Genomic DNA, 19,563 nt, shown 5'->3' with positions numbered 1-19,563 from the left:
TCCTGTGGCGATCGAAGGGAAGTCCCCGTGGCGACCGTGGCCGAACAGATGGTGGAGGTGCTCCGGCAGGCCGGCGTGGAGCGGGTCTACGGCGTCGTGGGCGACAGCCTCAACCCCGTGGTCGACGCGATCCGCCGGGCCGAGGGCATCAGCTGGGTGCACGTGCGCAACGAGGAGGCGGGGGCGTTCGCGGCCGCCGCCGAGGCCGAGCTCAGCGGCCGCCTCGCGGTCTGCGCCGGCTCCTGCGGCCCCGGCAACACCCACCTGGTACAGGGCCTGTACGACGCCCAGCGCAGCGGCCTGCCGGTGCTCGCGCTGGCCTCGCACATCCCGTCCGGGCAGATCGGCACCGGTTTCTTCCAGGAGACCCACCCCGAGCGGGTGTTCACCGACTGCAGCAACTGGTGCGAGATGCTCTCCACCCCCGCCCAGCTGCCCCGGCTGCTGCGGGTCGCGATCCAGCACGCGCTGGGCTCGCACGGCGTCTCGGTGCTGGCCTTCCCCGGCGACGTCGCCGCCCTGCCCGCCGCCGGGCCGACCGGCACCAGCCACTTCCTCACCGAGCAGGCGGTCGCCGCGCCGCCCTGGTCCCAGGTGCAGGAGCTGGCCCGGCTGCTCAACGCGGCCCGCCGGGTGGCCCTGTTCTGCGGCGCCGGGGTGCGCGGCGCGCACGCCGAGGTGATGGCGGTCGCGCAGGCGCTGAACGCGCCGGTCGGGCACTCGCTGCGTGGCAAGGAGTGGATCCAGTACGACAACCCGTACGACGTGGGGATGAGCGGCCTGCTCGGCTACGGCGCCTGCCACGAGGCGCTGCACTCCGCCGACCTGGTGCTGCTGCTCGGCACCGACTTCCCGTACGACTCCTTTCTGCCGCAGGTGCACACCGTCCAGGTCGACCACGACGCGACCAGGCTGGGCCGCCGCACCGCGCTGGAGCTGGCCGTGCACGGGGACGTCGCGGCCACCCTGCGGGCCGTGCTGCCGCTGCTGGACGCCGAGAAGGACCGTTCCTTCCTGGACGGCATGCTGAGCAAGCACTGCCGGTCCCTGGAGGACGTGATCGGCGCCTACACCCGGGACATCGAGAAGCACCTGCCGATCCACCCCGAGTACGTCGCCTCGGTGCTGGACGACGTGGCCGCCGACGACGCGGTGTTCACCGTGGACACCGGCATGAACAACGTCTGGGCCGCCCGCTACCTCCAGCCGAACGGCCGCCGCCGGGTGATCGGCTCCTTCCTGCACGGCTCGATGGCCAACGCCCTCCCGCACGCGATCGGCGCCCAACTCGCCTGCCCGGGGCGGCAGGTGATCGCGATGGCGGGCGACGGCGGGATCGGCATGCTGCTCGGCGAGCTGCTCACGGTGGCCAAGCACCGGCTGCCGGTGAAGACGGTGGTCTTCAACAACGGCGCGCTCGGCATGATCAAGCTGGAGATGCTGGTCTCCGGCTACCCGGAGTCCGAGATCGACAACGGGGACGTGGACTACGCCGGCATCGCCCGGGCGATGGGCATCCCGGCCAAGCGGGTCGCCGAACCGGGCCGGGTGCGGGAGGTGCTGGCGGAGGCCCTGGAGCGGCCCGGTCCGGCCCTGGTGGACGTGGTCACCGACCCCAACGCACTGTCCATCCCGCCGCGGATCACCGCCGCCCAGCTGAAGGGCTTCGCGCTGGCGGCGGGGAAGACGGTGCTGTCGGGCGGCGTGGGGCGGATGGTCGACCTGGCGCGCAGCAACCTGCGCAACATCCCCCGGCCGTAGGTGCCGTGAGCGCCCCGGGCGTCGCGCGTGGCGGGTGTACTCGAGCGGGTTTGCCTATGAGGCAAATTTCTTGCCCGCGCGGCAGGCCGGGTGTCCACTGGTCACATGACCACCAGCCCCACCGGCACCCCCGACGCCGACGGCCGGCTCGACGACCAGGAGGTCGCCGGCCTCGCCGCCCGCCTCCGTGAGCACCGGCTCAGCAGCCGGCTCACCCTGGAGGTGGCCGCGGGCCGGGTCGGCCTGTCCCCAGCGTACTTGTCCCGACTGGAGACCGGCCGCCGCCAGCCCTCGCTGCCCGTCCTGCTCGGCCTCGCCCGCGCCTACGGCACCTCGGTCTCCGGCCTCCTCGGCGAGACCATGGTCGAACCCGACCCGGTGGTCCGCGGCGGCGCCATCGAGCCCGGCCGGGCCGGCGGCTGGGGCTACCGCCGGGCCGGCGCCCCCGGCCGCGCCATGCAGGCCCTGCGGGTGCACGTCCCGCCGGGCGTCCAGGACGCGGTGGTCCGGGTCCACCCCGGCGAGGAATGGCTGTACGTGCTGCGCGGAGAGCTGCGGGTGACCCTCGGCGACCGGGTCCACCACCTCGCCCCCGGCGACTCCGCCCACTACGACTCGCTCACCCCGCACTGCATCGCCGCCGAGTCCGGCTCCGGCGTCGAACTGCTCTTCATCCACACCCTGTTGCAGAGCCCCGGCGGCGAACTCTGCCTCGGCGGCGGCCCCGCCGCCACCCACTGATTTGTCGTCAGACCCCCTGGAGGAGATCCCCGTGGCCGATCCCACCACCGCCACCGTCCCGACCGCCACCCTTCCGACCGTCGCCGTCCCGACCGGCGCCGCCGACACCGCCACCGGCCCGAAGACCATGGACGCCGGCAAGTGGGCCAACAAGCGGGTCTACCTGCGCCTGGTCATCTACACCGCGGGCATCCACGTCTTCGCCGGCTTCATCATGCTGCTGTTCGAGCTGGGCAACCGGCACCACTAGGCGCCCCCCGTTCCCGTCCGCCTCGGCCCCCGTCCGAGGCGGACGTCCGGCGTTCCCTCACCCCGCCCCGAGCATCCCGCACAGGGCCTCCAGGGCCGCCGGGAAGGCGTGCTCCGGCGGGGTCGCGTAGCCGATCACCAGGGCGGGCCCGGCCTCCTCCGCCACCTCCGCCATCTCCGCCGTCGGGTCGGCGCGGTGCCAGCCGAGGCTGCTGAGAGCGAGGCCGGCGGCTGCCGCGCGGGCCACGAGTTCGGCCTCCGACGGTGAGCCGGGCGGGAGTTGGAGGACGGCGTGCAGGCCCGCCGCGATGCCGGTGACCCGCACGTGCGGGGCGTGCTCGGCGAGGGCCGCGACCAGCCGGTCCCGGCGGCGCCGGTAGTGCAGCCGACAGCGCCGCACGTGCCGGTCGTAAGTCCCCGAGGCGATCAGTTCGGCCAGCGTCAGCTGGTCCAGCACCGGGGACATCGTGTCGGCCAGCACCTTCAGCCGGGCGACCGGCTCCACCAGCGCGTCCGGCAGCGCCAGCCAGGCCAGCCGCAGGCCGGGGGCCAGGCTCTTGGCAGCCGTCCCCGCGTACACCACCCGCTCCGGGTCGAGCGCCTGCATGGCGCCGAGCGGCTGCCGGTCGTAGCGGAACTCCCCGTCGTAGTCGTCCTCGACCACGTACCGGTCCTGTTCGCGCGCCCACCGCACCGCGGCCGCCCGCCGGTCGGCGGAGAGCGGGGAGCCGGTGGGGTACTGGTGGGCGGGGGTGAGCAGAGCGGCCCCGCAGCGGGCGTCGAGCCGGTCGACCAGCGCGCCCTCGCCGTCCAGCGGCAGCGCGACGGTGGACAGTCCCGCCGCCCGCACCACGGCGTGCTGCGGCGGCAGCCCGTACGCCTCGACGGCCAGCGACCGGGTGCCGCGCTCCCGCAGGGCCGCGCAGAGCAGGCCGAGGCCCTGCTGGACGCCGCTGCAGATCAGCAGGTGGTCCGGGTCGGTGCGCACCCCGCGGACCCGGGCCAGGTAGTGGGTGAGGGCCTCCCGCAGTTCGATCCGGCCGAGCGGGCTGCCGTAGCCGAGCGCCTCGTGCGGCGCGGTGGCGAGGGCGCGGCGGGCGGCGGCGAGCCAGGCGGTGCGGGGGAAGAGGGAGAGGTCGGGGCGCCCGGGCATCAGGTCGTGCCGTACGGCCGGCCGCGGGCGCGGCGACCGGGCGGGCCGTACGGCGGGCGAGGGCGCGGCCCGCCGGGCGACGGTGGTGCCGGAGCCCTGCCGGGAGTTGAGCCAGCCCTCGGCGGTGAGCTGGCCGTACGCCTCGACCACGGTGTTGCGGGCGATGCCGAGGTCCTCGCCGAGGGCGCGGGAGGACGGCAGCCGGGTTCCGGGCGCGAGCCGCCCGTCCTGGACGGCCTCCCGCAGGGCGTCCTCCAGGGCGGCCCGCAGCCCGGCGCCGGCGGCGCGCCGCTCGGTGAGGTCCAGGTGCAGGTCGCCGCCGAAGGAGGTCCAGGAGCCGTTCACGGGCCCATTGTCCCGTGCCGTGCCGGCCCACCGGGCGGTGCCGGGGTCCCGGACCGCGTCCGGGTTCCTCAGCCGGGTGGTGGTCGTCGTGCTGTCCTCCTGGTCGGTTAGCGTCCGTCGCTGGACCGACGGATCCCGACGCGAGGATGTGACAGATGAGCGGGGACATTTCCCGAGCGGAGCTCCTGGCCGCGCAGTTCGAGGCGGAGCGCCCCCAACTGCGGTCGTTGGCCTACCGGATGCTCGGTTCGGTGGCCGAGGCCGAGGACGCCGTCCAGGAGGCGTGGCTGAAGCTCAGCCGCAGCGACGTGGGCGAGGTGCGCAACCTGGGGGCCTGGCTGACCACCGTGGTCGGCCGGGTCTGCCTGGACCAGCTGCGTTCCAGGGCCTCCCGCCGGGAGGACCCGCTGCCCGAGCAGGAGGAGCAGGTGCGGCTGCCGGACCCGGTGGTGACCGGGCCGGCGGTGCTGGACCCGGTGCACGAGATCCTGGTCGCCGACTCGGTGGGGATCGCGCTGATGGTGGTCCTGGAGACGCTCTCCCCGGCGGAGCGGGTGGCCTTCGTGCTGCACGACATGTTCGACGTGCCCTTCGACGGGATCGCCGAGGTGCTCGGCCGCACCCCGGCCTCGACCCGCCAGCTGGCCTCCCGGGCCCGCCGCAGGGTCCAGGGCGCCACCCCGGCCGCCGACTCGGACGACGACCGCAAGCGCGCGGTGGTGGAGGCCTTCCTGAGCGCCTCCCGGGGCGGCGACTTCGACGCCCTGCTGGCCGTGCTCGACCCGGAGGTGCTGGCCCGCTCCGACGGAGGGACGCTGGTGCCGAGCGTGCTGCGCCGGGGCGCGGCGGACGTCGCGGGGCAGGCGATCACCTTCGCCCGCTTCGCCGCCGAGGCGCGCCTGGTGCTGGTCAACGGCTCGCCCGGGGTGGTGTCCTTCGCCGACGGCCGGGTGCTGTCGGTCATGTCGTTCACCATCCACGAGGACCGGATCACCGGTCTGGACATCCTCACCGACCCGACCCGGCTGGCCGCCCTCGGCCTCACCGCGTAGGCGGGGACGCGGGCGGGCCGCCGGTGGTCAGCCCAGGCCGCCGGTGGCCCGGAGGTTCTGCCCGGTGATCCAGCGGGCGTCCGGCCCGGCCAGGAAGGCGACCACGTCGGCGATGTCCTCGGGCTGTCCGAGCCGGCGCAGCGGGGTCAGGCCGGCGACCCGTTCGAGCGCCTCGGGCGGGTTGGTGCCGCGCAGCAGGTCGGTGTCGGTGGCGCCGGGGGAGACGGTGTTGACGGTGATGCCGCGTGGGCCGAGTTCGGCCGCGGCGACGGCGGTGAGCTGTTCGACGGCGCCCTTGCTGGCGGCGTACGCGCCGATGCCGGGGACGGCACGGGCGGTGTTCACGCTGGAGATGTTGACGATCCGTCCGCTGTCGCGCATCCGGCGGGCCGCGTAGCGGACGGTGGCGAGCACGGCGCGGGTGTTGACGCTCAGCACGGCGTCGAAGGCCGCGTCGTCGAGGTCCGCGAGCGGAGTGGGCGTGAAGGACTTCGCGGCGTTGTTGACCAGGATGTCCAGCCCGCCGAGGCGCTCCTCCGCCGCGGCCATCAGCTGCTCGGCGGCGCCCGACTCGCCGAGGTCGGCCCGTACCGCCCAGGCGCGTCCGCCGGCCGCCGCCACCGCGCCGACCACCGCTTCGGCGGCCGCCCGGTCGTTGGCGTAGCCGAGGACGACGTCCGCGCCCTCGCGCGCCAGTCGTTCGACGATCGCCCGTCCGATGCCCCGCGAGCCGCCCGTGACGACCGCCGCCTTGCCCTCTACCACCTTGAGCACCTGTCCTCCCGCCGTGAAGTCGCCTGCCTGTCGGGGCCATCGTCACCGAGGCGGCCGGTCGGCGCGCGCGAATTCCGTTCGGACCGGGGCTCAGAGCGACAGGTACACCGCGCTGCCGACGCCGGCCAGGAAGCAGTACACCGCGAACGGCGTCAGGCTGCGGGTCTCGAAGTACCTGGTGAGGAAACGCACCGAGACGTAGCCGGCCACGAAGGCCGCGAGGCTGCCGGCCGCGACCGGGCCGAGGACGCCGGAGTTCTCCGGCTTGAACAGCTCGGGCACCTTCAGCACCGAGGCGGCCAGGATGACCGGGGTGGCGAGCAGGAAGGAGAACCGGGCGGCGTCCTCGTGGTGCAGTCCGCGCAGGATGCCGGCGCTCATGGTGACGCCGGAGCGGCTGATGCCCGGGAACAGCGCGAGGATCTGGGCGGCGCCGATCCAGGCGCCCCTGCCGTAGCCGAGCCTGGTCAGCCGGACGTCGGAGGCGACCGCCGGGTCCAGGCCCGGCTCGTCGACGGGGGCGGCGTGCCCGGCCCGGCGCCGGCCGGAGCCGCCGCGCTTGAGCCGCTCGGCGCCGAGCAGCACCAGCCCGTTGAGGGCGAGGAACACGGCGGCGGGGACGGGCTTGCCGAGGGCGTGCCGCAGTGCCTTCTCCAGGACCAGGCCGGCCACGCCGACCGGGATGGTGGAGATGATGAGCAGCCAGGCGAGCTTCTCGTCCCGGGTCTGCACCCGGCGGTGCCGGATCGAGCCGAACAGACCGCTGACCACCCGGACCCAGTCCCGCCAGAAGAACACCACCAGCGCGAGCGCGGTCGCCAGGTGCAGGGCGACCAGCGCGGCGAGGTAGGAGGAGCCGTCGGCGGTCATGTCGAGGTCCTGCTGGATCTTCCCGCCGATCACGGCCGGGAGCAGGATGCTGTGGCCCAGGCTGGAGACCGGGAAGAGTTCCGTCACACCCTGCAGCAGGCCGACGCCTATCGCTTCCGGGTAGGTCAGGGTGGACATCGCGCACCTTCGCTCGGAGGTCTGCGGCCCCCCGATTCCGGGGGCCTCCGCGAAGCTACTACCGGCATGTAGACGCCCGGCAGCCCCGCCGCCAGAAGTTCATCGAGCGTATTTCCGGGTGTCACCGGCCACCGGCGGCCCGGACCAGCAGCCCGGTCACGGCGCCCGGCAGCCCTGGCGAGGGCACGGTGGCGGACGGTACGGCCCGGTGCACGGCATCACCGAGGAGCACGCCGGCGGTCACCGCCACCGGGGCGCCCGCCAGCGGCAGGGCGACGGCCAGGACGGCGGGCAGCAGGAGGGACGGTCGGCGCGGGGGGCGGGGACGGTCCATCGGGAGCCTCCTTCGAGGGCGGGGGTCGACGGACGCCCACGATGCCGCCTCCCGCAGCGTCAGGTTCAAGTCCTTTCCGGGCGCGCCCGGTTCAGACCTCCATCCGCCGCCACCCCGAGCCGTCGGCCGGCACCGGCGCGGTCGCGAAGTCGTAGCGCAGCAGCTCCGGCCCGAGCGCCAGCAGGGAGACCGAGGACGACCCCCAGATCCGCCCGTCGCCGAAGTCCCGGCGCTGGATCAGCGCGGCGTCCCCGTCCAGCGCCAGCCCGTCGCCGGTGACGATCGGCAGCCAGTCGCCCCAGGCCGGTTCCGTCGGCCCCCCGGCGGCCGGTTCGGGGCGGGGCACGGCGGCGAAGCGGGCCCGGAAGTGGTCGGCGCGGGCGGCCATCAGCGCCCGGACCCGCTCGGAGGCGGTGCGGTTGGCGGCCATCCCCTCCAGGCCGTCGTTGAGCACCACGCTGAGCCCGGTGGGCAGTTCGTGCTCGGTCAGCAGTCCGCCGCCCCAGCTGGTCACCCGGGCGCCGTCGGGGCGGACCTGGACGAGGTGGAAGGGGTCGTACGGAGACAGGTCCAGGTGTCCGATCCCGCCCTCGCGCACGGCGGTGAGCGGCAGTCCGCCGCGGCTGAGCCGGGTGTCGGCGGGGGCGAGCGGGCCGAAGCCGTTGAGCAGACAGGCGGCGGTGCGCCGCTCCGGGTCCACGGCCAGCCAGGTGCCGCCGGCCGCGAGGTCCAGTCCGCCGAGCAGTTCGGGCCGCTGCGGCCAGTGGTGGTCCGGCGGCAGCCAGGCGCGCCCGAGGTACTCGTCCCGGACGGACAGCAGCAGCACCGGTACCGCCGAGCCCGGTTCGATGCTGACGAAGGCCGTGCACACGGTCCCGTTCCCCCTGACGCCGTGCTGCCGGGAATCCCTACCGGGAATCCCTGCCGAGGCTCGCTGCCGAAGTCCCCTGTCGAAATCCTTGTCAGTGATCCTCGCACGCCCGTTCGCACACCGGAAGTGGCCCAAGGAGCCGGGCGGTGAATGCACCAGGACCGCGGGCCAGTGGGCTCCTAGGCTGGTCACCGTGACCACGAACAGCACTTCGAACGAGACCGTGCCCGCCCCCGAGCAGCGCCTGCGGATGCCGGAGCTCGCCCCCGACTTCTACCAGGCCATGATCGCCGTGGACCGGGCCTCCCGGCAGGGCCTGGACCCGGTCCTCGCCGAGCTGGTCAAGGTGCACGCCTCGATGATCAACGGCTGCGCCTTCTGCATCGACATGCACGCCACCGACGCCCGCAAGAACGGCGAGCAGGACCACCGCCTGGTCTCCCTCCCGGCCTGGCGCGAGACGCCCTGGTTCACCGCCCGCGAGCGCGCCGCCCTGGCCCTCACCGAGTCGGTCACCCTGCTGACCCGGGGCCACGTGCCGGACGCCGTGTACGACGAGGCCGCCGCCCAGTTCGAGCCGGCCGAGCTGGCCCAGCTGATCGCGCTGATCGCCACCATCAACACCTGGAACCGGATCGGCGTGTCCACCCGCATGAGCCCGGCGGCGAAGTGAACGCGGCCGCGATGACCTCCCAGCGGGACAAGGCCCGGCTGCTCGCGGAGCTGCACCGCCCGGGCGAGCCGGTGGTGCTGGCCAACGTCTGGGACGCGGCGAGCGCCCGGCTGGTGGCCGGCGCCGGGGCACGGGCGGTGGCGACGGCCAGCGCCAGTGTGTCCTGGTCGCTCGGCAGCCCGGACGGCGGCGGCGCCGACCGCGAGCAGGTGCTGGCCCGGACCGCCGAGGTGGTCCGCTCGGTCGATCTGCCGGTCACCGCCGACCTGGAGAGCGGCTACGCGGACACCCCGGCCGGGGTCGGCGAGACGGTCACCGCGCTGCTCGCCACCGGCGCGGTCGGGGTGAACCTGGAGGACGCGGAGTACACCCCGCAGGAGGCCGCCGAGCGGATCGCGGCCGCCCGGGCGGCCGCCGACGCGGCAGGCGTCCCGCTGTTCGTCAACGGCCGCACCGACGTCTTCCTGCACGGCCTCGGCGAGCCCGGGGGCCGGCTCGACGAGGCGGTCCGCCGGCTGCGGGCGTACGTCGAGGCGGGCGCGGACGGCGTGTTCGTCCCCGGTGTCGCCGACGCGGAGACCATCGCCGCCCTGGTCGCGGCCGTCCCGGCCCCGCTGAACGTGCTGGCCGCCCCCGGCTCCCCGTCGGTCGCCGAGCTGGCCGAACTCGGGGTGGCCCGGATCAGCCTGGGCCCGGGCCTGGCCAAGGTGGCCTACGCGGCGGTCCGCCGCGCTGCCGAGGAGGTGTACGCGAGCGGCACGTACACCTCCCTGGACGGCGGACTGACCTACCCGGAGCTCAACGGCCTCTTCGAGGGCTGAGCGGCACCGGGTACGGCGGGCGGCTGACCGGACGGGGGTCGGTCAGGCGCCCGCCGCACGGCTGTGCGGGCGACGGCCGATCAGGGGTTGATCTGCCCGCTGAGCCCCGGGTGGTGGATCTGGTTGGTGCCGACGGCCTCCACCTCGTCGGCGACGTGGCCGACCACCGGGAGCTTGCCCGCGGACTTCAGCGCGAGGTCGGCGGGGGAGAGCTCCAGCCCGTCGGTGAGGCCGCCGGTGGCGTCCGGCGAGCTGGCGATCTGGCCGGCGGCGGAGGCCGCCGGGGCGGCGAGGGCGAGGCCCGCCATGGTGAGGGCGGCCAGGGTGGCGAGTTTCTTCATGCCCTGCCGAACGACCGGGCCGCCCTCAGGTAACCCCGCGGCGCGAAGTGTCACCCCCGGGCCGTCACCCCCGGGCCGTCACCCCCGGCCGTCACCCTCGAATGGTCACCCGCAGGGTCCGCACGCTGTTGCTCACGAATGAGCCGATCGGCTCCGGCCGTTCCCCCTCCGCCAGGGCCAGCCCCGGGAACCGCCCGAACAGGTGCCGCAGCGCCGTCTCCGCCTCCAGCCGGGCCAGCCCCGAGCCGAGGCAGAAGTGCGGGCCGTGGCCGAGCGACAGGTGCCGGGCGGGCTGCCGGGTGAGGTCGAAGCGGTCGGCGTCCGGGTAGTGCCCGCCGTCGCGTCCGGCCGCCGCGTACGAGGCGAGCAGCGCCTCACCGCGCCGGATCACCGTGTCGCCGACCTCGATGTCCTCGATCGCGTAGCGCAGCGGGAACTGGCCCACCGGCGAGTCGTAGCGCAGGGTCTCCTCCACCACCGCCGACCACGGCTGTGCGCCGTCCAGCACCAGCCGCAGCTGGTCGGGGTGGGCGAGCAGGGCGCGGACCGCGTTGGTGATCAGGTTGAGGGTGGTCTCGTGCCCGGCGACCAGCATCAGTAGCAGGGTGCCGACGAGTTCGGCCTCGCTGAGTGCGTCCCCGGCCTCGCGGACGGCGATCAGGTCGGTGGTCAGGTCGTCGCCGGGCTCGGCCCGTTTGGCCGCCACCACGGAGGCCAGCAGCGCGTTCAGGTCCCGCTGGGCGGCGAGGGCCGCCTCCGGGGTGGCGGAGCTGGAGACCAGGGTGTCGGACAGCGCGTGCAGCCGGTCCTGCTGCTCCTCGCCCAGGCCGAGCAGTTCGCCGATCACCTGCATCGGCAGCGGGTACGCGAAGTGCTCGCGCAGGTCGAACGGCCCCTCCAGCTCCGCCACCGCGTCCAGCAGGGCGAGCGCCCGGGCCTCGATCGCGGGGGCCAGCGCGGATATCCGGCGCGGGGTGAAGGCCTGGCTGACCAGACCGCGCAGCCGCTTGTGGTCCTCCCCGTCCGCGGTGATCATGCCGGGCACGGCGACGAAGTTGAGCAGCGGCCAGCCGTACGGCAGCCGGCCCTCCCGGAAGGTGGTCCACAGCGCCGGGTTCTTGCCGACCCGGGGGTCGGCCAGCAGCGACTGAAGGGTGTCGTGGTGGGTCACCGCCCAGACCACCACCCCACCAGGGAGTTCCACCAGGACGGCCGGTCCGGCTGCGCGGAGCCGGGCGTTCTCTCCGTGCTGGTCGCGTCCGAAGGGGTCGAGCCGGACGGGCTCGGGGCGGGAGCCGCGGGGGTCGTCGACGGTGTCCATGCGGGTGCGGGCCTTTCGGGCGTTGGCGGGCGGGGCGGGGTGAAGGCGCTGTACAGCACCGGCAGGGCGACCAGGGCCCGCGACCAGGGGGACGGGCGCCAGGCCAACTCTCCCGAAGGCACGGCCAGCTGGAGGTCCGGCAGGCGGTGCAGCAGGGTCTCGATCGCGGTCTCGACGATGATCCGGGCCGGGTGCTGGGCCGGGCAGACGTGCCGGCCCGCGCCCCAGGCCAGGTGGGCCCGGTTGCCGCCGAGCGAGCCCTGCGCGGCGGAGGAGGCGCCCTGGGCGGCCGGGTCGGCGTTGGCCGCGGCCAGGCCGAGCACCAGCATGTCGCCGGCGCTGATGTACTGGCCGCCGAGCACGGTGTCGCCGGTGGCCCAGCGGCCGGGGAAGTTCTGCGTCGGCGGGTCTCGCCAGAGCACCTCCTCCAGCGCGTCGGAGACGGTGAGCCGCCCGCCGGTCAGGGTGGCCCGGAAGCGCCGGTCGGTGAGCAGCAGCCGCAGGGTGTTGCCGATCCAGTTGATGCAGGTCTCGTTGCCCGCGATCATCAGCACCACCAGGTGGTGCACCGCCTCCTCGTCGGTCAGCGCGGCGGGGTGGGCGAGCAGCCAGGAGGTGAGGTCGGCGCCGGGGGCGGTGCGGCGGTGCCGGACCAGTTCGGCCAGGGTCCCCTGGAACTCCCCGGCGGCGCGCACCGATTCGGGCCCGCTGTCGACGAAGTGGCTGATCAGCTCGATCATCCGCGGCCCGCTGCCGGTGGGCAGGCCGACCAGCTGGGTGGAGACCAGCAGCGGCAGCGCGCGGGCGTACTGGCCGATCAGGTCGGCGGTGCCGTCCGGGCCCCAGCTGTCGATCAGGCCGTTGGCGGCGGCCTCGGTGGTCTCGCGCAGCTGCCGGTGGTCGATCTGGGCCAGGGTGTCCGAGACGGCGGCGCGCAGCCGCTGGTGCTCGGCGCCGTCGAGGTTGAGCAGGGTGGGCCGCCAGGCGGTCATCGGCTGCAGCCGCGAGTCGGGGGCCAGCCGGCCCTCGGCGGGGACCCGCCAGTGCCGGGAGTCCTTGGAGAACAGTGCCTCGTTGCGGGTGAGTTCGAGCAGTTCGCCGTAGCCGAGGACCAGCCACGCCTCCACCCCGGGCTCCAGCTCGATCGGCGCCACCGGGCCGTACCGCTCGCGCAGCCGGGCGTACAGGCCGTGCGGGTCGTCGGCGACGGCCTGCCCGTACAGCGGGGTCAGCGGGACGCCCGCGGGGAGCCCGCCGCCGTAGGGGGCCGGGCCGCCGCTGTACGCGGCGCCGTGCGCGACCGGGCAGCCGCCGGCCGCCCGCGGGGGCTCGGGCGCGGTCACGGCTGCAGCTCCAGGAGCGAGCTGCGGTGCAGGTGGTCGACGAAGTCGATCAGCAGGTCGTAGGACTGGCGTCGGTCGCGGGCGTCGCAGTAGAGGATCGGCACCTCCGGCAGCACGTCCAGCGCCGACCGCAGCTCCTCCTCCGGGTAACTCGGCGTGTCCGGGAAGGTGTTGACCGCCACCGCGAAGGGGATGCGCTGCTCCTCCAGCCGGCCGAGCACGTCGAAGCTCTCGTCCGGGCGGCGCAGGTCGACCATCGCGATGGCGCCGAGCGCGCCGCGCGACAGGTCGTCCCACAGTGGCCAGAACCGCTGCTGCCCGGGCGTGCCGAACAGGTACAGCGCGAGGCGGGAGTTGAGCGTGATCCGGCCGAAGTCCAGGGCGACCGTGGTGGTGGTCTTGTCGCCGCGGCCGGTGAGGTCGTCCACGCCGCTGCTGGCGGCGGTCATGGTCTCCTCGGTGCGCAGCGGGGTGATCTCGCTGAGCGAGCCGACCAGGGTGGTCTTGCCGACCCCGAACGGGCCGGTGACCAGGATCTTCACCGCGCCCTGCACCGAGGACGGCAGGTACTGCGGTCCGGACGGCCGGGAGGCGGGGGCTTCAGCGGAGTTGGCGGAGGCCAACGAGTACCTCTTCCAGGAGGGTTGTGGGCAGGCGTTCGGCCTGCGGGACGGGAGGGAGCACCTGCACGGCGCCGAGGTCCCAGAGGTCGCCGACCAGCACCTTGACGACGCCGAGCGGCAGCCCCAGGTGGGCCGCCACCTCGGCGACGGACAACAGGCTGTGGCAGAGCCCGAGGATGCGCCGGTGCTCCCGGTTGAGCAGGACGTGCTCGGGCAGCGCCGGGGGCTCGGGCAGCCCTAATGGTCCGGGCAGGGCGCTGACCAGGCTCTCGATGGCCAGGTCGGTGCGGGTGGGGCGGCTGCGGCCGCCGGTGATCACGTAGGGCCGGACCGGCCCGTTCACCGGTGGCCCCCCGCCGCGTGGTCGACGCGCGGCGGGCTGGTGAGGTGAGTGCCGATCCGCTCGACCAGGACCTGCATCTGGTACGCGACCAGCCCGGCGTCGACCGCCTCGCTGGTCACCACGGCCAGGTGGGCGCCCGCCCCGGCGGCGACGATGAACAGGTAGCCGCCGCCGTACTCGATGATGATCTGGCGGGTGGCACTGCCCGGGCCGCCGAAGCCGGCCGCCACGCCGCGGGCCAGCGACTGCAGTCCGGAGCAGGCGGCGGCGAGCCGTTCGGCGTCCTCGCGGGCGATGTCGGCGCTGCGGCCGATCTCCAGGCCGTCGTTGGAGACGACGACGGCGTGCTGGACCTGCGGGACGGCGATGATGTCGGCGAGCAGCCAGCCGAGATCGGGGGTGGTGGTCATGGAACTCTCCGGAGCGCTGGGGAAGTCGGGGTAAGCCGGGGGAACTCGGGGAAGACGGGGGACTCGGGGAAGACGGGAGATCTCGGGGGAAGCGGGGCGGCGGGCGGTCAGTGCGGGCCGGGGGGCCGGCCCTGGGCACGGGCGGCCGAGCGGCCGTTGGCGGTCCCGGCCTGGAACATCGTCATGAAGGTCTGGGCGTCCCGGGCCGAGCGGTGCGGCGGCTCGGGCGGCGGCGGGGGAGCGGCGTGCTGGGCGGGGCGGTTCCCGCGATCGCGCCGGTGGCTCCGGCGGGGCAGCGGCGGCGGGGCGTCGCCGGTCGCGGCCGGTCGGCCGGCGGGCGGGGGTTCCACCAGCGGGTGACCGGCGTCGGGGTGGCCGGCGCCCGGGTGGGCGGCACCGGGGTGGGCGGTGCCGGCGGTCGGCTGCGGGCCGGGGGTGAAGGCCGGGCCGGGGCGGAACGCCGGGCCGGGGGTGAACGCCGGGTCGTCCCCGTCCAGCCCGAGGCCGAGTCCGGGGACGGTGGGCGGCAGCGGCTCGGTGAGCAGGGCGTTCGGCAGCAGCACGACCACGCGCACACCGCCGTACGGCGAGGGCGCCGAGCTGAGGGTGACCCGGAAGCCGTAGCTCTCGGCCAGCCGGCCGACCGCGGCCAGTCCCAACTGCGGCACCTCGCCGAGCCGGGAGACCTCCAGGCTGCTCCCCCCGGCGAGCGCGGCGGCCGCCTTGGCGACGGCCTGTTCGGGCATGCCGACCCCGCCGTCGTCGATCTCGATGACGGCGCCGTTGTGCACCGGCATCAGGGTGACGAACACCTGGGTGCTGGGCGGGGAGTAGCGGGTGGCGTTGTCCAGCAGTTCGGCGACGGCGTGGATCAGCGCCTCGGCGGCAGCGCCGACCACCGCGGTCTCGATCCGGCTGCGGACGACCACCCGCTGGAAGGGCAGGATGCGCGACTGGGCGCCGCGCACCACGTCCTCCAGCGAGACCGGTTCCGGCCAGTGCCGACCGGCCCGGGCGCCGCACAGCACGGCCAGGGTCTGGGCCAGCCGGGCCTGTTGCGCGGCGGCGTGGTCGGCCTTGAGCAGGCCCTCCAGCAGCGCAGGGTCGTCGTGGGTGCGCTCCATCTCGTCGAGCAGGGCCTGCTGGTCGTGGGCCATGACGAGGATCCGTCGGGCCACGCTGAGGAAGGCCCGCTGGGTGGAGGCGGTGAGCTCCTGCTCCTGCTGGACGGCGGCCAGGTCGGCGCCCCGCCGGGACAGCTCGGAGGTCAGCTGCTCCTGGAGGCTGGCGAGTTCACCCTCCAGCCGGTCGGCCCGGCCGCGTTGGGTGACGGACACGGCGCGGTACCGCGCGGCGGCCACGAGGGCGAGGACGGCGAGCACGCCGGTAGCCGTTGCGTACCACTGAGTCATCGTCACGCGGCGAATTCTAGGGCGATGATCCTACGAAGGTGTGAACGGATCTCGCCATGTGACCGGATCTCGTCAATATCGAGTCAATACGCCGTCGTTCCGGCGTTGTTCGGGCGCGATCGCGCAGCCCTGACACCGTGTCCGTTCGTTCGTCCAGGGCCTTCCGCCCCCGCGGGTGTGACGGGTGATGGCTGATTCGCGTCCCGGGATGTGTGGGGTTGGTGTGCACGGCGTTGTTGAACGAACGACATTCCGTGCAGGTGAACAATTCGGCCCCGGGTTACGGAAGGGACGGCATCCGGTGCAGGAGCAGCAGCGCCACGTCGTCCGGCCGGGACCGGCGCTCGGTCACGTTCAGGGTCAGCAGGTCCGCCAGCCGCTCCAGCGCCGGCATCGGGTCGACCCGCCCCGGACCGGTCTGCCGGGCCCACAGCTCCAGACCGCCGAGCATCCGCTGCACCGACTCGTCGTAGTCCTCCTCACGGTCCTCGACCAGCCCGTCGGTGTACGCCAGCAGCGTCTCCCCGCCCGCCAGCCGGCCGGTGGCCAGCGGGTACGACTGCGCCGGGTCGACCCCCAGCGGCGGGCCGCCCGGCAGCTCCAGCTCGACGGCCGTGGCGTCGGCGGCGATCCGCACCGGCGCCGGGTGCCCGGCCCGGGCCGCGGTCAGACTGCCGTCCGCCGGGTCCAGGGTCAGGTAGAGGCAGGTCGCGAACAGCTCGGTGTCCAGTTCGGCCAGCAGTCGACTGGTCCGGGCCAGCGTGGCGGCCGGGTCGTGCCCGTCCGTCGCGTACGCCCGCAGCCCGCTGCGCAGCTGGCCCATCACGGCGGTCGCCTCGGCGTTGTGGCCCTGCACGTCGCCGATCACCAGCCCGACCCGGCCGTCCGGCAGCTTCAGCAGGTCGTACCAGTCGCCGCCGACCTGCATGCCCTCGGTGCTCGGCAGGTAGCGGGCCGCGCTGGCGATCCCCGGCAGCCGCGGCAGGGTGCGCGGCAGCATCGCCCGCTGCAGCTCACCGGCCCGGTGGTGGTGGGTGTCGTACAGCCGGGCCCGTTCCAGGGACTGCGCGAGGATGCCGGCGAAGGCCGAGTACAGGGTGCGGTCCTCACGGCTGAAGACGCGCTCGGCGGCGAAGGTGATCAGGCAGGAGCCGACCTGCCGGCCCGAGGCGACCAGCGGCAGCACCGCCCAGGCGGCCGGGTCGTCCGCGCTCGTCGGCCTGCCGCCGGGCTCGCTGAACAGCGGGGCCGAGCGGGCCGGCGAGTGCTGCATCACCCCCTCGGACAGGTCCGCCAGCCGGGTCAGCTCGGCGCGGCGCGGGCCGCCGTACACGGTGTGCGAGACCGGCAGCAGCCGGCCCTCGTCCACCAGGTCCAGGACGATGCTCGCGGCGCCGAAGGCCGGTCGGGCGACATCGGTGACGGCGGCGGTGACGTCCCGTACGGTCACCGCGCGGGACAGCGCCCGGGTGAGCGACAGCAGCAGCGCCGTCCGGGCCCCGGCCGGGTCGTGCCGCGGCCCGGCCGGCCGCTCCCCGCGGTGGTCCACGTCGGCGAGCAAGCCGGCGATCCGCACCGGACGGCCGTGCACGTCCAGCATCACCTCACCGGACTCCTCGACCCGCGCCACCTCCCCGCCCCGGCGCAGCACCCGGTAGCCGATCCGGTAGCGCCCGCCGCTCGCCAGCGCCTCCGCCAGGGCGGCCTGCACGTCCGGCAGGTCCTCGGGGTGGACGATCCGCTCCAGCTCCGGCGCGGCCCCGTCCGCGGACACCGGCCGTCCGGCGACCGCGAAGGCGGCGGCGTCCCAGTAGCTCTCGCCGGTGACCAGGTCGCGTGCGAAGGCGCCGTGCCCGGCGGCCCGCACCGCGAGCGACAGCAGCGGGTGCGCCGACGCCGGATCCGGGCCCGCCTCCGGCGGCTCCCGCCGGGCGTCCACGTCGTCCGACACGTGGTCGAGCAGGTGGTGCAGCCGGTGGGCGCAGGCCCCGGCGATCGTCTCCAGCACGTCCAGGTCCCGCGGCGGCACGGTCCCCCGGTGCGCCAGCGCCAGCGCCAGCACCCCGATCGCCCGCTCGTCCACCATCAGCGGCAGGGTCACCACCGCGACCATCCCGGTCCCCATCCCGGCGTTCCGGTTCGGGTAGTCGACGCTGGTGTGCTCCGGGCCCAGCAGGTACGGCCGCCGCAGCCGCAGCGCCATCGCGGCCGGCAGCTCACCCGCCGGATCGACCAGCCCGTACCGCTCGTGCGCCCAGTCCGGCAGCCCGTGCGAGGCCGTCAGCCGCAGCATCCCCGCCGAATCCAGCAGGTACAGCGCCGAACCCTCCCCGGTGATCCACCCGGGCCCCTCCGCGAGCACGGTCCCCAACAACTCGGCGGCACTGGTGCAAGCCAGCAACAAGCGCACACAGCGCATCGCGCTACGACCGCTCGTCCGGCTCTGCTCCTCAGGGATGGGCACCAAATCTTCATACCCCATTCCCACCCCCGACGGCCGCCCCCTCCCCACCCCCTCACGTCTGCGCGGTCAGCCGCCCCGGCCGGACACCTCAGCCCGAAAGGGCCGCTTTGCCACCCACTCCCCCGCCACCGCACACCCGCCCCCACACCCCACCCCTCACGGCTGCGCCGTCAGCCAGGCGCGCCCAGTGGACAGGACCGGCTTCCCCGGCCGCCGCGCCCATCCGCGCCGGAAACCGAACTCACCGCCGTCCCACCCCGCTGCGGCGTCAGCCGAGGGTTCGCCAGCCAGGCGAGGCGCGAGAAGTCGAAGGAGTCGACTTCTCGCGCTCGTCGGCCAGCAGGTGTCGTCCGGCGAGGGAGGCTGTCCTCGTTGCGTCAGCCCGCCGGGCCCGCCGGGCGCGTGATGTGCGGGCGGTCGATGAGGTCGGTCGTTCCCGAGCTCACCCGAAAGCGCGCGCCATCCGCGCGGAGGGTCGTTTCCGCTGACTCCCGCGTCCACCGCTGCGGCGTCGGATGGTTGGTGCGTCGGGCAGTGAGAAGCAGAGTGTCGGCCGGGCCACACCGTCGCTCGCCGGTGCGTGTCTTCCACGCGAGGCCGCTTCTGCACCTGCGGCGTCAGCGGGTGCTGGGCCGCACGGGAGGAGCGCTGAAAGTCGGCGAGGCCGACTTTTCGCCTGTTCGTCCGCTGCTGCGTGCCTTCGGCGTGGGGGAGGTTCTGCCGACTCCGGTGGTTCGCGCTGCGGCGTCAGCCGGCAGGTGAGGCATGGGAAGTCGATGGGGCCGACTTCTCACGCGCTTGTGCGTCGGTGTGTCTTTCGTGCGGGAGGTCGTTTCTGCTGCCGCGGCGTTGGCGGGTGGTTGGTCGCGCGGGGGGAGTGCTGGAAGTCGGCCCGGGTTTCGGGTGGTGCGGGCGGGGGCGGCTCACTGCTCCTCTGACTTCGGCCATGAGTGGAGGCCCGTGATGAGGGTGGTGATGAGGCGGTTGTGGGTGGTGGTGAGGTCTTCGGTGAGTTGGAAGGCGCCGGTGATGGAGAGGGCGGCGAAGCCGTGGGCCAGGGAGCGGACGGTGCGGGCGGCGTGGATCACTTCGGGGCCGTCGAGGCCGTAGCCGCGGAGGACGGCGATGATGACGCCGACGAGGCGGGTGGCCGCCTTGGTGAGGTCCTCGTCGGGTTGGGGGGCCTGGGGGAGAGCGGCGTAGCGGTGCGGGTGTGCGGTGGCGTATGCCTGGTAGGCGCGCAGGAGGGCGGTGACGGCGTCGTCCCCGCTGCGGCCGACCGCGGCTTCCGCGAGCCGGTCGGCGAGTTCCTCGGTGACCCGGACGGCGATGAGCCGTCGGAGTTCGGTGAGGCCGCCGCTGACGTGCTTGTACAGCGAGGGGGTGGCGACTCCGGCGCGGGCGGCGACGGAGGCGAGGGTGAGGGCTTCGGTGCCCTGGTCGTCGATGAGGGCGAGGGCGTGGTCGACGACCTGGTCGGGGGTCAGTCCTACGCGGGGCATGGTTCTGGTTCTCCAGCAGGCG

General features: G+C 74.7%; 20 protein-coding genes. 6 read left to right on the top strand and 14 right to left on the bottom strand.

The features are described 5' to 3' along the window. Positions 1-27: 27 nt before the first annotated feature. The 3 genes from HS99_RS28860 to HS99_RS44265 all read left to right on the top strand — a co-directional run bounded on the left by HS99_RS28860 (position 28) and on the right by HS99_RS44265 (position 2,752). The gene (locus tag HS99_RS28860; RefSeq protein ID WP_279096367.1) at positions 28-1,761 is read left to right on the top strand and encodes a pyruvate dehydrogenase; all 1,734 of its coding nucleotides are present in this window, start codon (positions 28-30) and stop codon (positions 1,759-1,761) included. A gap of 105 nt (positions 1,762-1,866) precedes the next feature. Continuing rightward, entirely contained in the window at positions 1,867-2,502 is a 636-nt protein-coding gene (locus HS99_RS28855; RefSeq protein WP_030555342.1) for a helix-turn-helix domain-containing protein, read from the top strand. A gap of 31 nt (positions 2,503-2,533) precedes the next feature. Further along, on the top strand, positions 2,534-2,752 hold the full coding sequence (locus HS99_RS44265) for a DUF6126 family protein (RefSeq protein WP_030555343.1): 219 nt from the start codon (positions 2,534-2,536) through the stop codon (positions 2,750-2,752). Between the two features lie 57 nt (positions 2,753-2,809). Here HS99_RS44265 and pdxR read toward each other — a convergent pair whose 3' ends face one another. Further along, positions 2,810-4,249: a MocR-like pyridoxine biosynthesis transcription factor PdxR gene (gene pdxR / locus HS99_RS28845; RefSeq protein ID WP_030555345.1), complete on the bottom strand. Its 1,440-nt coding sequence runs from the start codon at positions 4,247-4,249 to the stop codon at positions 2,810-2,812. Positions 4,250-4,404: 155 nt separating this feature from the next. Here pdxR and sigJ point away from each other — a divergent pair, with 155 nt between their 5' ends. Continuing rightward, a complete protein-coding gene (gene sigJ / locus HS99_RS28840; RefSeq protein WP_030289787.1) occupies positions 4,405-5,301 on the top strand; it encodes an RNA polymerase sigma factor SigJ in 897 nt (298 codons plus the stop codon). 27 nt (positions 5,302-5,328) lie between these two features. On the opposite strand, the gene HS99_RS28835 is transcribed toward sigJ, so the two are convergent. The 4 genes from HS99_RS28835 to HS99_RS28820 form a co-directional block, all read right to left on the bottom strand. After that, positions 5,329-6,075 (bottom strand): glucose 1-dehydrogenase, encoded by a 747-nt coding sequence (locus HS99_RS28835; RefSeq protein ID WP_370863312.1) that lies wholly within the window; start codon positions 6,073-6,075, stop codon positions 5,329-5,331. Between the two features lie 90 nt (positions 6,076-6,165). Beyond that, positions 6,166-7,083: an undecaprenyl-diphosphate phosphatase gene (locus tag HS99_RS28830; protein WP_030289785.1), complete on the bottom strand. Its 918-nt coding sequence runs from the start codon at positions 7,081-7,083 to the stop codon at positions 6,166-6,168. 121 nt (positions 7,084-7,204) lie between these two features. After that, complete coding sequence (locus tag HS99_RS45350) at positions 7,205-7,417, bottom strand: hypothetical protein (protein ID WP_030555349.1); 213 nt, start codon at positions 7,415-7,417, stop codon at positions 7,205-7,207. A gap of 91 nt (positions 7,418-7,508) precedes the next feature. After that, positions 7,509-8,288, bottom strand: a complete 780-nt coding sequence (locus HS99_RS28820; protein WP_030289783.1) for an NRDE family protein — start codon at positions 8,286-8,288, stop codon at positions 7,509-7,511. Between the two features lie 193 nt (positions 8,289-8,481). On the opposite strand from HS99_RS28820, the gene HS99_RS28815 reads away from it, so the two are divergent. Further along, on the top strand, positions 8,482-8,961 hold the full coding sequence (locus tag HS99_RS28815; RefSeq protein WP_030289782.1) for a carboxymuconolactone decarboxylase family protein: 480 nt from the start codon (positions 8,482-8,484) through the stop codon (positions 8,959-8,961). A gap of 11 nt (positions 8,962-8,972) precedes the next feature. Next, positions 8,973-9,782, top strand: coding sequence for an isocitrate lyase/PEP mutase family protein (locus HS99_RS28810; RefSeq protein ID WP_030289781.1), 810 nt, complete (start codon positions 8,973-8,975; stop codon positions 9,780-9,782). An 80-nt stretch (positions 9,783-9,862) separates the two neighbouring features. On the opposite strand, the gene HS99_RS28805 is transcribed toward HS99_RS28810, so the two are convergent. From HS99_RS28805 to HS99_RS28770, 9 genes are all read right to left on the bottom strand, one after another. After that, complete coding sequence (locus HS99_RS28805) at positions 9,863-10,123, bottom strand: hypothetical protein (RefSeq protein ID WP_030555353.1); 261 nt, start codon at positions 10,121-10,123, stop codon at positions 9,863-9,865. Positions 10,124-10,214: 91 nt separating this feature from the next. Continuing rightward, positions 10,215-11,327: a cytochrome P450 family protein gene (locus tag HS99_RS28800; RefSeq protein WP_223886010.1), complete on the bottom strand. Its 1,113-nt coding sequence runs from the start codon at positions 11,325-11,327 to the stop codon at positions 10,215-10,217. Continuing rightward, the gene (locus HS99_RS47160) at positions 11,291-12,787 is read right to left on the bottom strand and encodes a cytochrome P450 (protein WP_232543062.1); all 1,497 of its coding nucleotides are present in this window, start codon (positions 12,785-12,787) and stop codon (positions 11,291-11,293) included. Before HS99_RS47160 ends, HS99_RS28800 begins: the two co-directional genes overlap by 37 nt. Next, positions 12,784-13,410 (bottom strand): GTP-binding protein, encoded by a 627-nt coding sequence (locus tag HS99_RS28795; RefSeq protein WP_046386144.1) that lies wholly within the window; start codon positions 13,408-13,410, stop codon positions 12,784-12,786. Before HS99_RS28795 ends, HS99_RS47160 begins: the two co-directional genes overlap by 4 nt. Next, positions 13,388-13,753 (bottom strand): DUF742 domain-containing protein, encoded by a 366-nt coding sequence (locus HS99_RS28790; protein ID WP_030289776.1) that lies wholly within the window; start codon positions 13,751-13,753, stop codon positions 13,388-13,390. The genes HS99_RS28795 and HS99_RS28790 overlap by 23 nt, the downstream gene beginning before the upstream one ends. Then, a complete protein-coding gene (locus HS99_RS28785) occupies positions 13,750-14,163 on the bottom strand; it encodes a roadblock/LC7 domain-containing protein (protein ID WP_030289775.1) in 414 nt (137 codons plus the stop codon). The genes HS99_RS28790 and HS99_RS28785 overlap by 4 nt, the downstream gene beginning before the upstream one ends. Positions 14,164-14,270: 107 nt before the next feature. After that, positions 14,271-15,575 (bottom strand): sensor histidine kinase, encoded by a 1,305-nt coding sequence (locus HS99_RS28780; RefSeq protein WP_084768157.1) that lies wholly within the window; start codon positions 15,573-15,575, stop codon positions 14,271-14,273. A gap of 280 nt (positions 15,576-15,855) precedes the next feature. Then, positions 15,856-18,039, bottom strand: coding sequence for a SpoIIE family protein phosphatase (locus HS99_RS28775; protein ID WP_158876547.1), 2,184 nt, complete (start codon positions 18,037-18,039; stop codon positions 15,856-15,858). A gap of 923 nt (positions 18,040-18,962) precedes the next feature. Beyond that, on the bottom strand, positions 18,963-19,541 hold the full coding sequence (locus HS99_RS28770) for a TetR/AcrR family transcriptional regulator (protein ID WP_030557824.1): 579 nt from the start codon (positions 19,539-19,541) through the stop codon (positions 18,963-18,965). Positions 19,542-19,563: the final 22 nt, after the last annotated feature.

Source organism: Kitasatospora aureofaciens (assembly GCF_001188955.3).
Classification (GTDB): Bacteria; Actinomycetota; Actinomycetes; order Streptomycetales; family Streptomycetaceae; genus Kitasatospora; species Kitasatospora aureofaciens.
Note: the sequence above shows the minus strand (reverse complement) of the source record. Positions and strands in the feature narration are given on the sequence as shown.